We start from the raw sequence: 13,358 nt of genomic DNA on the forward strand, positions 1-13,358 counted from the left end.
GCCCCGAGGCGCGGTTCGACGACGAGTCCGCGGTGCCGGTGGGGAACCGCATACGTGTCGCGATCGTTGAGCGGGCGCCCCGAGTGAGATGGTCACCCGGGTGGTGCCAGTACAGTGGGCACCACGCCCAGCAGGCAGTCGTGTGCGGGCGGTGTCCGGATTGAGAGCTTTGGAGAGTGGGTCTGGTGGGCGTCCGAGGGCCGGCGGGAATGCCGACACTGTCACGCAGGAGCAAGATCATCATCGGGCTCGGTGTGGCCGTCCTGGTGCTGTTGCTCGTCGGACCGCGCCTGATCGGTCTCGCGACCGACTGGCTCTGGTTCTCCGACGTCGGGTATTCGGGCGTCTTCACCAAGGTGATCTGGACGCGCGTGATCCTGTTCCTGATCACGACGGTCGTCGTCGGTGCCATCATCTTCGGCGCGGTGGCCCTGGCATACCGCAGCCGTCCGGTGTTCGTCCCGACCGCGGGCCCGAATGATCCGCTCGCGCGCTACCGCACCGCCATCATGGGCAAGGTCCGCTGGTTCGCGATCGTCCCCGCGGTGATCATCGGCGCGCTGGCCGGCCTCGTCGCGCAGGGTTCGTGGGCGACCGTCCAGATGTTCCTGCACGGGCAGTCGTTCGGGCGGACCGATCCCCAGTTCAATCTCGACATCGGCTTCTATGCCTTCGACCTGCCGTTCTACCGGTTCGTGCTGAACCTGCTGTTCGTGGTCGTCGTGGTCGCCTTCCTGTCGAACCTCGTCACCCACTATCTCTTCGGCGGTATCCGGCTGGGGCAGGGCGGCGGTTCGGTGACCACCGCGGCACGTATCCAGCTCGCGGTCCTGGCCGGGACCTTCCTCCTGCTGAAGGCGGCCGCCTACTGGCTCGACCGGTACTCGCTGCTCTCGAGTCAGCGGAAAGCCGAGATCTTCCCCGGTGCCAGTTACACCGACATCAACGCGGTGCTGCCGTCGAAGCTCATCCTGATGGCGATCGCGATCATCTGTGCGGTCGCGTTCTTCGCCGGGATCGTGCTGCGCGACCTACGGGTGCCGGCACTCGCCACCGTCTTGATGCTGTTCTCCGCGTTGCTCATCGGTGTCGGCTGGCCGCTCACGATGGAGCAGTTCTCGGTCAAGCCGAATGCCGCGCAGAAGGAAGCCGAGTACATAGACCGCGCCATCACGTCGACACGTGAGGCGTATGGGATCGGGCCGGACAAGGTCGTCACCCAGAACGACTGGACCGCCCGGCCGGCAACGCCTGCGTTGGTCAACAGCGACGTACCGACGCTGTCGAACGTACGCATCCTCGACCCGAACGTCGTGTCGCCGACGTTCATCCAGCAGCAGCAGCGGCAGAACTTCTACGGCTTCCCCACGCAGCTGGCGGTCGACCGCTACCGCATCGACGGTGAACTGCGCGACTTCGTGGTCGCGGTCCGTGAACTCGACCCCAGCCGCTACCTCGAGAACCAGCAGAACTGGCTGAACAAGCACCTCGTCTACACCCACGGCGACGGGTTCGTCGCAGCTCCGGCCAACCGGGTCAACGAGTCGCGCGACGTCAACGACATCGACGGCGGTGGCGACCCGTTCTACTACGTCAGCGACACCTCGAACTACCAGTCCGAGGAGTACAAGCGCGACGCACCGATCCAGGTGAGCCAGCCCCGCATCTACTTCGGCGAGCTGCTCGCGAAGATCGACCCCGACTACGCGATCGTCGGCTCCGACGACGGTCAGGCACGTGAGCACGACATCGGTGACGACAAGTACACCTATCAGGGGCCGGCCGGGGTGTCCCTGGGCAACTGGTTCAACCGGGTGCTCTATGCGGGCAAGTACGCCGAGCGCAACTTCCTGCTGTCGGGTGAGATCAACTCGGCGTCGAAGATCATCTACAACCGCGACCCCCGCGACCGAGTCGAACAGGTGGCACCGTGGCTGACCGTGGACTCGAAGACGTATCCCGCGGTCATGGAGGACGGCTCGATCAAGTGGATCGTCGACGGATACACGACCCTCGACAACTACCCGTACTCGCAGCCCACCTCGCTGCAGAGCGCGACCGCCGACGCCCAGGACCTCAACCCGGGGCAGACCGGACGCACGCAGATCAACAAGACCGTGTCCTACGTGCGCAACTCGGTAAAGGCGACTGTCGACGCGTACACCGGTGAGGTGGAGCTCTATGAGTTCGACACCGAGGACCCGGTACTGAAGACCTGGATGGACGTCTTCCCCGGAACGGTGAAGTCGCGTGCCGACTTCGACGCGCAGACCTCGCTGCGGGATCACGTCCGCTACCCCGAGGACATCTTCAAGATCCAGCGGCAGCTCCTGACGCGCTACCACGTCGATTCGCCGCAGACGTTCTTCCAGGCGAGCGACTTCTGGTCGGTTCCCTCGGACCCGACCGATCCCGATGCCGACCAGCGCGGGCTCGATCAGCCGCCGTACTACTTCGTGGCGTCCGATCCGGAGAGCGGACAACCGACGTTCCAGCTGACCTCGGTGCTCACCCGCCTCAACCGGCCGATCCTGGGTGCGTACGTGACGGTCTCGTCGAACCCTGAGAACTACGGGCAGATGACGGTCAAACAGTTGCCCGGCAATGCCCAACGATCGGGTCCGAAGCAGGCCTTCAACCCGATGCGGACCGACGGACGTGTCGCCGAATCACTGAAGTCGCTGGAGAACACGGCGACGGTGACCTTCGGAAACCTCTTGACGCTGCCCGTGGGGGACAACGGCATCCTGTACGTCGTCCCGATGTACGCGCAGGCCCAGGGTGAGGAAGCGTTCCCCCGACTCTTCCGCGTGATCACCCGGTATGAGCCCGCCGAGCGGGAGGCCCGGATCGGGTATGCGCCGACGACCGGCGAGGCACTTCGGCAGGTCGGCATCACGCCCGCCGCCGGCGTGGTGCCCGACGATCAGCAGCCGACCGAGCCGGACCAGGCCGGGACGCCGGACACCAACACGCCGACGCCGAATGAACCTCCGCAGCAGGGTGATTCGCCTGAGCGCGATGCCGCTGCCAAGGCCATCGGCGATGCGATCACGGCCCTGCGTGAGGCCCAGCAGGGTGGCGACTTCGCCGCGTACGGTCAGGCGCTCGACCAGTTGAGTCAGGCGGTTGCCAGGTACGAGTCGCTGGCCGCCCCGAACTAGTCACGGGCTGCCCGAACACCGAGCGCTGTCTGCGCGAAGTGCCGCTATCCGCGGTATTTCCGCAGGTAGCGCTCGGTTTCGTTGGGGGTGTTGTCGGGGAGGACGGGGCTGTGGTGATGGCGATGGCCGAGCGAGAAGAAGATCGACACCGCAGTGGCGAAGGCGGCCACCATCAGCAGGCCGCACAGAATGGCGGGACCGACATTGCCGACCGCCATGTGGACCAGCCAGAGTGCGGCCATCGCGAATCCGCCGAGAGCCAGGACGAAACCGACGAAGCTCATCGGGTGGTTGCCGTGACTCTCGTGGTGGAAGCGGTGAGTGTTCATGGTTCCTCCTCGGCGGTGGCTTCTCGTGTGCCGAGTGTACGCCCGATGTGATGGGCATCACATATCGACAGGTGATCGGACATCGGTCAGTGGGCCACCGCCGACCTGCGGGTACACGTGTGCGAGTGACCGCCGTCACTGTCATTTGCCCAGGTCGCAGCGGGTTGGGGTATCGATTTGCATCGCTGACGAACCGGTGTGTAACGTTGTGTTCACCAACGCGGGGTGGAGCAGCTCGGTAGCTCGCTGGGCTCATAACCCAGAGGTCGCAGGTTCAAATCCTGTCCCCGCTACCAACACCAAGAACCCCCGCCCGGGATGCCGGGCGGGGGTTCTTGGTTTGTGTCGGGGCCGGTGACCGAGGGCGCCTCTCGGCGAACGAGCGCCGGCGAGGAAGAGCCGCCGGCCGGGTCGGCGTCGGTCCTCGAGCTGTCAGCTCTGCACATCGTCGGTCCTCGATCCGCGTGATCTCACACCGTGAATATTCGAAGCCTGGTTTTCAGAGCCGCCGGCACCATGCGTGCGGAGGTGGGGACGGGGGAGAGCCGACGGCGCGTGGATGCCCGGCCGGCATCCCGGGAGTCGACCCGGACCAGGGCCGCCGGCAGAACCGATGGAGTCTGCGCAGACGAACCTCGGTCGGTTGCTCACGACCCCTGCTGACCAGGCGATTTGACCCCGGCGATCCCGTTGCGTAACTTTCTTCAAGTCAGCGAGCCACGGCGCCGCCCCGGAGGGCCTGAGAGGGTCTGATGGCGGGGAGTGGAGACCGGGTTTTTCGTTGGCCGCCCCTTGTTTGTTCTGGTTGGGACTGTTTGTGTCTCGGGTAGGATGGTGAGGGTTGCCAGGTTCCTTGAGTCCGAAGTTTTTCGGAGTTGCGGACTGCGGTTTGGGTCTGGTAGGCTGGAAGAGTTGCCCCGGAGACGGGGTGGCTTGGTTGGTTGACATGCAAGTCTGCTGGTGAGGGCCCTGTGAAGGGGTGGGTAGCTGGTGGGTGTGTGTTCTTTGAGAACTCGATAGTGTGATGATGAATTGTCTGATGCCAATGTGATGGCATCGAGCATCTTTTGTGGATGTTGATGTTTGTTTTTTTGTGTGGCGCTCGGCCCCGTCTGGGTGTCACATACTGCTAGGTTTATTTTGGTCAGGTTGTGCTTTCCTGATTTGTGTTGAAACGCCGGCTCTTTTTGGGGGTTGGTTTTGTTTCACTGTTTTTTCATGGAGAGTTTGATCCTGGCTCAGGACGAACGCTGGCGGCGTGCTTAACACATGCAAGTCGAACGGAAAGGCCCAGCTTGCTGGGTACTCGAGTGGCGAACGGGTGAGTAACACGTGGGTGATCTGCCCTGCACTCTGGGATAAGCCTGGGAAACTGGGTCTAATACCGGATATGACCAACTGTCGCATGGTGGTTGGTGGAAAGCTTTTGCGGTGTGGGATGGGCCCGCGGCCTATCAGCTTGTTGGTGGGGTAATGGCCTACCAAGGCGACGACGGGTAGCCGACCTGAGAGGGTGATCGGCCACACTGGGACTGAGACACGGCCCAGACTCCTACGGGAGGCAGCAGTGGGGAATATTGCACAATGGGCGCAAGCCTGATGCAGCGACGCCGCGTGAGGGATGACGGCCTTCGGGTTGTAAACCTCTTTCACCAGGGACGAAGCGTGAGTGACGGTACCTGGAGAAGAAGCACCGGCCAACTACGTGCCAGCAGCCGCGGTAATACGTAGGGTGCGAGCGTTGTCCGGAATTACTGGGCGTAAAGAGCTCGTAGGCGGTTTGTCGCGTCGTCTGTGAAATTCTGCAACTCAATTGCAGGCGTGCAGGCGATACGGGCAGACTTGAGTACTACAGGGGAGACTGGAATTCCTGGTGTAGCGGTGAAATGCGCAGATATCAGGAGGAACACCGGTGGCGAAGGCGGGTCTCTGGGTAGTAACTGACGCTGAGGAGCGAAAGCGTGGGTAGCGAACAGGATTAGATACCCTGGTAGTCCACGCCGTAAACGGTGGGTACTAGGTGTGGGTTCCTTTTCACGGGATCCGTGCCGTAGCTAACGCATTAAGTACCCCGCCTGGGGAGTACGGCCGCAAGGCTAAAACTCAAAGGAATTGACGGGGGCCCGCACAAGCGGCGGAGCATGTGGATTAATTCGATGCAACGCGAAGAACCTTACCTGGGTTTGACATACACCAGACGCGGCTAGAGATAGTCGTTCCCTTGTGGTTGGTGTACAGGTGGTGCATGGCTGTCGTCAGCTCGTGTCGTGAGATGTTGGGTTAAGTCCCGCAACGAGCGCAACCCTTGTCCTGTATTGCCAGCGGGTTATGCCGGGGACTTGCAGGAGACTGCCGGGGTCAACTCGGAGGAAGGTGGGGATGACGTCAAGTCATCATGCCCCTTATGTCCAGGGCTTCACACATGCTACAATGGCTGGTACAGAGGGCTGCGATACCGTGAGGTGGAGCGAATCCCTTAAAGCCAGTCTCAGTTCGGATTGGGGTCTGCAACTCGACCCCATGAAGTCGGAGTCGCTAGTAATCGCAGATCAGCAACGCTGCGGTGAATACGTTCCCGGGCCTTGTACACACCGCCCGTCACGTCATGAAAGTCGGTAACACCCGAAGCCGGTGGCCTAACCCCTTGTGGGAGGGAGCTGTCGAAGGTGGGATCGGCGATTGGGACGAAGTCGTAACAAGGTAGCCGTACCGGAAGGTGCGGCTGGATCACCTCCTTTCTAAGGAGCACACAACAACACCTTCTACGTGACCGTTTGTGTTGCGGTGGGTGTGTGTTCGAGGGTGAAACATCAGACAGACTCACCGCTTCCACACGTGTGGGAGGGTCGGGGGTTACGGCCGTGCCTGTGAGGGCCGGCGGGTTCATTGTCACGCTATCGGGGTTCTGAGGGAACACGCGAGTGTTGTCTCTGACCTTGCTGTTCGATCAGTCATGCCGGTGAGGTGTCCTGTGATGGGATGCGGAGGTGTGTGCGGTGGAACGGTGTGTGTTGTTTGAGAAGTGCATAGTGGATGCGAGCATCTTTATTTCAAATCAACTTTTTTGTTGGTCTGTGATTTAGCAGAAAAATGTAGTGTGTGATGTCTACATTCGGTCCTCGCGGTGCGGCCCTGTTGTGGGGTTGTGGTTGTGGGGGTTGTTTGTAGGTGTTGTTGTAAGTGTGTAAGGGCGTTCGGTGGATGCCTTGGTACCAGGAGCCGATGAAGGACGTGGTAGGCCGCGATAGTCCTCGGGGAGTTGTCAAACGAGCTGTGATCCGAGGGTGTCCGAATGGGGAAACCCAGCACGAGTGATGTCGTGTTACCACCAGCTGAATGTATAGGCTGTGTGGGGGGAACGTGGGGAAGTGAAACATCTCAGTACCCATAGGAAGAGAAAACAATTGTGATTCCGTGAGTAGTGGCGAGCGAAAGCGGAGGAGGCTAAACCATGCGCATGTGATACCGGGTAGGGGTTGTGCGTGTGGGGTTGTGGGGTTCGTCTTCTTCCATCTGCCTGTGGAAGCGTGAGTGAGAAAATCATGTGTTAGGTGAAGTGGCCTGGAATGGTCTGCCGTAGTCGGTGAGAGTCCGGTAGCTGAAAACACATGGTCTTGCGTGACGGTGTCCCCAAGTAGCAGCGGGCTCGTGGAATCTGCTGTGAATCTGCCGGGACCACCCGGTAAGCCTGAATACTTCCTGGTGACCGATAGCGGACAAGTACCGTGAGGGAAAGGTGAAAAGTACCCCGGGAGGGGAGTGAAATAGTACCTGAAACCGGACGCTTACAATCCGTCAAAGCCTGTGAGTCCTTGTGGCTGCGGGTGATGGCGTGCCTTTTGAAGAATGAGCCTGCGAGTTAGTGCTCGGTGGCGAGGTTAACCCGTGTGGGGTAGCCGTAGCGAAAGCGAGTCTGAATAGGGCGTTTGAGTCGCCGGGTCTAGACCCGAAGCGGAGTGATCTACCCATGGCCAGGGTGAAGCGTCGGTAAGACGTCGTGGAGGCCCGAACCCACTTCAGTTGAAAATGGAGGGGATGAGTTGTGGGTAGGGGTGAAAGGCCAATCAAACTCCGTGATAGCTGGTTCTCCCCGAAATGCATTTAGGTGCAGCGTCACATGTTTCTTACTGGAGGTAGAGCTACTGGATGGCCGATGGGCCCCACAGGGTTACTGACGTCAGCCAAACTCCGAATGCCGGTAAGTGAGAGTGTGGCAGTGAGACTGCGGGCGATAAGGTTCGTAGTCGAGAGGGAAACAGCCCAGATCGCCGGCTAAGGCCCCTAAGCGTGTACTAAGTGGAAAAGGATGTGGGGTCGCGAAGACAACCAGGAGGTTGGCTTAGAAGCAGCCACCCTTGAAAGAGTGCGTAATAGCTCACTGGTCAAGTGATCCTGCGCCGACAATGTAGCGGGGCTCAAGTACACCGCCGAAGCCGCGGCACTCACATATAGCCCGTCGATCTTCTACGGAGGGTCGGCCAGGTGTGTGGGTGGGTAGGGGAGCGTCCTGCATCCGTGGAAGCGCCGGAGTGATCCAGGTGTGGAGGGTGTGGGAGTGAGAATGCAGGCATGAGTAGCGAAAGCAGAGTGAGAAACTCTGCCGCCGAATGACCAAGGGTTCCTGGGCCAGGCTAATCCGCCCAGGGTGAGTCGGGACCTAAGGCGAGGCCGACAGGCGTAGTCGATGGACAACGGGTTGATATTCCCGTACCCGTGTATCCGCGCCCATGCTGAATCAGTTGTACTAACCATCCTGATCCCCCGGGAGCACCTTCGGGTGCCGAGTTGGGGTGATGCATGGGACCTTGGCTGGTAGTAGGCAAGCGATGGGGTGACGCAGGAAGGTAGTGGGGCCAGTCAGTGGTTGTACTGGTGTAAGCCTGTAGGGCGAGTGATAGGCAAATCCGTCACTCATGCAGCCTGAGAGGTGATGCGTAGCCGTTGAGGTGAATTCCATGATCCTATGCTGCCGAGAAAAGCCTCTAGTGAGTTGGTACACGGCCCGTACCCCAAACCAACACAGGTGGTCAGGTAGAGAATACTAAGGCGATCGAGAGAACTGTGGTTAAGGAACTCGGCAAAATGCCCCCGTAACTTCGGGAGAAGGGGGACCCATCCTGGTGACGGCATGTACTGCTTGAGCTGGTGTGGGTCGCAGAGACCAGAGAGAAGCGACTGTTTACTAAAAACACAGGTCCGTGCGAAGTCGTAAGACGATGTATACGGACTGACGCCTGCCCGGTGCTGGAAGGTTAAGAGGACCGGTTAGCCATTTCGGTGGCGAAGCTGAGAATTTAAGCCCCAGTAAACGGCGGTGGTAACTATAACCATCCTAAGGTAGCGAAATTCCTTGTCGGGTAAGTTCCGACCTGCACGAATGGCGTAACGACTTCTCTGCTGTCTCAACCACAGACTCGGCGAAATTGCAGTACGAGTAAAGATGCTCGTTACGCGCGGCAGGACGAAAAGACCCCGGGACCTTCACTATAGCTTGGTATTGGTGTTCGGTTCGGTTTGTGTAGGATAGGTGGGAGACTGTGAAGTGGGCACGCCAGTGTTCATGGAGTCGTTGTTGAAATACCACTCTGATCGTATTGGACTTCTAACCTCGGACCCTGATCGGGTTCAGGGACAGTGCCTGGTGGGTAGTTTAACTGGGGCGGTTGCCTCCTAAAAGGTAACGGAGGCGCCCAAAGGTTCCCTCAGCCTGGTTGGCAATCAGGTGTTGAGTGTAAGTGCACAAGGGAGCTTGACTGTGAGACGTACATGTCGAGCAGGGACGAAAGTCGGGACTAGTGATCCGGCACCGGCAAGTGGAAGCGGTGTCGCTCAACGGATAAAAGGTACCCCGGGGATAACAGGCTGATCTTCCCCAAGAGTCCATATCGACGGGATGGTTTGGCACCTCGATGTCGGCTCGTCGCATCCTGGGGCTGGAGTAGGTCCCAAGGGTTGGGCTGTTCGCCCATTAAAGCGGCACGCGAGCTGGGTTTAGAACGTCGTGAGACAGTTCGGTCTCTATCCGCCGCGCGCGTAAGAAACTTGAGGAAACCTGTCCCTAGTACGAGAGGACCGGGACGGACGAACCTCTGGTGTGCCAGTTGTCCCGCCAGGGGCACTGCTGGTTAGCTACGTTCGGAAGGGATAACCGCTGAAAGCATCTAAGCGGGAAGCCTGTTCCAAGATGAGGTTTCTCACCCCCTCAGCGGGGTTAAGGCCCCCTACAGACCATGGGGTTGATAGGCCAGAACTGTACGCACAGCAATGTGTTCAGGTGACTGGTACTAATCGGCCGAGGACTTACCAACAACACCCACAACATCACCACGCAAGTGACTGTGGTGGTGTTCGCATCCACTATGTACTTCTGAAACAACACACAACAAACAAACACTGTTGTGTGAAAAAGTGTTTCACAAAGTTACGGCGGCTATAGCGGAGGGGAAACGCCCGGCCCCATTCCGAACCCGGAAGCTAAGCCCTCCAGCGCCAATGGTACTGCACCCTAATCAGTGTGGGAGAGTAGGACACCGCCGAACACAATTTCAGAAAGGCCCCGCAACCTCAGGTTGCGGGGCCTTTCTCATATCCCCATCAGTTCAGATGATGGACGTCGCCCAGGCCGTACACGGGCGTCGGAATTCCCTCATAGCGAGCCTTGAGCTGCAAGGCCAGATACAGCGAATAGTGACGCGACTGGTGCAGGTTCCCGCCGTGGAACCACAGGCCCGGCTGCTGGGTTGGCTTCCACATGTTCCGCTGTTCGCCCTCCCAGGGGCCCGGGTCCTTGGTCGTCTCGGAACCCAGTCCCCAGACCTTGCCGACACGGTCGGCGACCTCCTGCCCCATGAGATCGGCGGCCCAGCCGTTCATCGATCCGTAGCCGGTCGCGTAGACGACCACGTCGGCCTCGATCTCGGTGCCGTCGGTCAGGACCACCGAGTTCTCGGTGAGGTGGTCCAGTTGGCCGTGGACGAGCTTGATCGTGCCGTCGGCGATGAGCTCGCTCGCACCGACGTCGATGTAGTAGCCGGACCCGCGGCGCAGGTACTTCATGAAGAGTCCGGAGTCGTCGTCGCCGAAGTCGAGCTGGAAGCCGGCCGCCTCGAGCCGATCGTAGAAGTCCTTGTCCTGCTCCCGGATCTGGTCGTACACGGGTACCTGGAACTGGTGCATGATCCGGTACGGGAGTGAGGCGAAGGTCAGATCGGCCTTCTTGGTGGTCATTCCGGAGGCGACAGCCTCCTCGCTGTAGAGGGAGCCGAGGGCGATCGACCGGAGGGAGTCGGACTTCACGATGTGGGTCGAGGAACGCTGCACCATCGTGGCGTCGACCCCGTTGTCCACGAGAGCCTTGCAGATGTCGTGCGCGGAATTGTTGGAGCCGATGACGACGACCTTCTTGCCGACGTAGCCATCAGGTCCGGGGTGGGCGCTCGAGTGGTGCTGTTCGCCGGCGAACACATCCTGACCGGGAACGGATGGGACGGCGGGCTTGCCGGACATCCCTGTCGCGAGGACCAGCTGCGTCGGATGAAGCGTGAGACGTTCACCGTCCCGGTCGACCTCGACGGTCCAGCGTGCCTCGGCTTCGTCGTACTCGGCGGACAGGCACGTCGTCTTGCTCCAGTACGGAACCTCCATGACCTTCGTGTAGAACTCCAGCCAGTCCCCGATCTTGTCCTTCGGTGCGAAGACCGGCCAGTTGTCGGGGAACGGCAGGTACGGGAGATGGTCGTACCAGACCGGGTCGTGCAGGCACAGCGACTTGTAGCGTTTGCGCCACTGGTCTCCGGGCCGGTCATGACGATCGACGACGACCGAGGGTACGCCGAGCTGCCGGAGCCGTGCTCCGAGCGCGATGCCCCCCTGTCCACCGCCGATCACCAGAACGTACGGCTGCGCGGTCCGACCGAGCGCCAGCTCCTCGTCGGCCTTCTTCTCTGCCCAGGAGCGGGTGTCGGGATCGGTGCCGTGAACCGCCCCGAGCGGTCGGCTCGGTCCGGCCGACTCCTCGTGCCCTTTGAGTTCCTGCATCGTCGTCAGCAGCGTCCAGGCCTTGTCCGCCCCGGCACCCTCATCGCCGCCGTCCCGACCCTCGTCGGCGGGACGGATTCGAAGGTGACCTTCGCAGCGTCCGACGGCGGTCTCGAATGCGATGAACGCGGAGACAACCCCGTCGCCGTCGTCGGTCGCCGGTTCGGTGGTGGTGAAGTTCGACGGCCGGGTGTCGGCGAGACGGGCGGACAGCATGTCGGCGATCTGCTCGTGACCCTCGACGGTTTTGATGTTCCAGGTGAACGCGGTCAGGTCGCGCCAGTAGCTGTCGGTCAGAAAGGCGTTCGTCGCGCGAGCGATGTCGAGTGCAGCGAGTGCGGACTCGAATTCTTGCAGCCAGGTCTCCACCCGCTGCTGCGGGGTGCGATCGAGCGCGACGACCGGCTCGAGGGTCTGGGTCATGATGCCTCCTCATATGTGCGCCCCGCGAACGTGATGTGGAACACAGCGGGTTGTGGACAGCAGACGCCTCCGCGCCGGGTCGCGGCAAGGGTTGCAGGGGGTTGCGAGGGGTGGGCCCGTTGTCGTCGGCCTGTGACGTGACGCACAATCGAGGTAATGAACGCTTACGAGTCGGCCTCCGAGCTGGAGCCCGCGGTGCATGCCGGCGACGATCCGCGCGAGTTCGCGTCGGTTCTCAGCGCGGTCCACGACGCCGCGATGTCGGGTGGGCGCATGCCGGCCCGTCCGCGCGGTGTCATCGACGACTCGTGGCAGCGACTCCGACGTGCCGGCCTGGACCCGGACGTGGACTGCGTCGGGGAACGGACGCTTCCGCTCGACGAGCTGGAGGAGCGCCGCCGGCGCTCCGGCCTGGCGGAGATCGTCGACGAACTGGCACGAGGTCTCGACTCGCTGATCGCCGACGGAGACAACATCCTGGTCGTCTCGGACGCCGACGGACACGTGCTGTGGCGGAGCGGGTCGTCGAAGGTGCTCACGCGCGCGGACACCCTCGGATTCGTCGAGGGTGCCGACTGGGCCGAGGGCTCGGTGGGGACCAACGCGATCGGTACGGCACTGATGTCGGGTCGTTCGGTACAGGTGTTCTCGGCGGAGCACTTCGTGCGGAGTCATCACTCGTGGACCTGTACCGGTGCGCCGATCAAGGATCCGCGGACCGGTGAGGTGTTGGGTGTGGTCGACGTCAGCGGTCCGGCCGCCACGATCCATCCGACGACCCTGGCGCTGGTGCACGCGGTCGCCCGGCTCGCCGAGTCGCAACTCCGCGAGAGTCATCACCGTCGCCTCGACTCGTTGCGCGCGGTTGCCGCACCGATTCTCGCCCGCATGCCCGGCCCGGCGTTGGCGGTCGACACCGACGGGTGGGTTGCCGCGGTGGACACCGTGTCGCCTCGATCACGCCTCATCCTGCCGCCGCGCCTCGGTCCCGGCCGCATCTTCGTGAGCGCGCTCGGCGAGTGCGATGTCGAGGCGCTACCCGGTGGGTGGTTGGTGCGGGTCGCGGAGACGTCGGACGCGTCTACCACGCGGGTGGTCGTACGGGTGCCCACCGGTCCGCCGGGTGCGGGCAATGTCGAGGTGACCGTCGAAGGCGCCAGCGGCGCGTGGACACACCGCTGTTCGCCGCGCCACGGTGACATCCTCACCTTCCTGGCGCGTCACCCCGACGGAGTCACCGCGGCCCGGATGTCGACTCATCTGTTCGGCGTCGACGACCGGACGGTCACAGTGCGTGCCGAGATGTCCCGTCTGCGCAAACACTTCGGCGGTCTGCTCGTCGCGGGCCCGTACCGGTTCGTCGACGGGGTCGACGTCGAGGTGCTCGACGCGCACGATTGATCCG

General features: G+C 61.7%; 4 protein-coding genes, 1 tRNA gene and 3 rRNA genes. 6 read left to right on the forward strand and 2 right to left on the reverse strand.

Annotation, left to right across the window (positions count from 1 at the left end):
* Positions 1–176 precede the first annotated feature (176 nt).
* Entirely contained in the window at positions 177–3,164 is a 2,988-nt protein-coding gene (locus AB4Z55_RS09975; protein ID WP_004023416.1) for a UPF0182 family protein, read from the forward strand.
* A gap of 44 nt (positions 3,165–3,208) precedes the next feature.
* Here AB4Z55_RS09975 and AB4Z55_RS09980 read toward each other — a convergent pair whose 3' ends face one another.
* Positions 3,209–3,493, reverse strand: a complete 285-nt coding sequence (locus tag AB4Z55_RS09980) for a hypothetical protein (RefSeq protein WP_004023415.1) — start codon at positions 3,491–3,493, stop codon at positions 3,209–3,211.
* A 219-nt stretch (positions 3,494–3,712) separates the two neighbouring features.
* Here AB4Z55_RS09980 and AB4Z55_RS09985 point away from each other — a divergent pair.
* The 4 genes from AB4Z55_RS09985 to rrf all read left to right on the forward strand — a co-directional run bounded on the left by AB4Z55_RS09985 (position 3,713) and on the right by rrf (position 10,032).
* Positions 3,713–3,789, forward strand: a tRNA-Met gene (locus AB4Z55_RS09985).
* 919 nt (positions 3,790–4,708) lie between these two features.
* Positions 4,709–6,231 (forward strand): 16S ribosomal RNA (locus AB4Z55_RS09990).
* Between the two features lie 436 nt (positions 6,232–6,667).
* Positions 6,668–9,801 (forward strand): 23S ribosomal RNA (locus AB4Z55_RS09995).
* 114 nt (positions 9,802–9,915) lie between these two features.
* Positions 9,916–10,032: ribosomal RNA gene (rrf, locus tag AB4Z55_RS10000) — 5S ribosomal RNA — on the forward strand.
* The 16S, 23S and 5S rRNA genes sit together here, the layout of an rRNA operon.
* 55 nt (positions 10,033–10,087) lie before the next feature.
* Here rrf and AB4Z55_RS10005 read toward each other — a convergent pair.
* On the reverse strand, positions 10,088–11,953 hold the full coding sequence (locus AB4Z55_RS10005; protein WP_239402669.1) for an NAD(P)/FAD-dependent oxidoreductase: 1,866 nt from the start codon (positions 11,951–11,953) through the stop codon (positions 10,088–10,090).
* A 156-nt stretch (positions 11,954–12,109) separates the two neighbouring features.
* On the opposite strand from AB4Z55_RS10005, the gene AB4Z55_RS10010 reads away from it, so the two are divergent.
* Positions 12,110–13,354 carry a GAF domain-containing protein gene (locus AB4Z55_RS10010; RefSeq protein WP_369519641.1) on the forward strand — a complete coding sequence of 415 codons (1,245 nt, stop codon included), beginning with the start codon at positions 12,110–12,112 and terminating at the stop codon, positions 13,352–13,354.
* Positions 13,355–13,358 lie beyond the last annotated feature (4 nt).

This window comes from Gordonia sp. ABKF26 (assembly GCF_041103195.1).
Taxonomy (GTDB): domain Bacteria; phylum Actinomycetota; class Actinomycetes; order Mycobacteriales; family Mycobacteriaceae; genus Gordonia; species Gordonia terrae.

What these genes read in the sequence shown, in the direction of transcription:
- AB4Z55_RS10010 (WP_369519641.1), top strand. Translation starts at nt 12,110, where the DNA reads ATGAACGCTTACGAGTCGGCCTCCGAGCTGGAGCCCGCGGTGCATGCC.
- AB4Z55_RS10005 (WP_239402669.1), bottom strand. Translation starts at nt 11,953, where the DNA reads ATGACCCAGACCCTCGAGCCGGTCGTCGCGCTCGATCGCACCCCGCAG.
- AB4Z55_RS09980 (WP_004023415.1), bottom strand. Translation starts at nt 3,493, where the DNA reads ATGAACACTCACCGCTTCCACCACGAGAGTCACGGCAACCACCCGATG.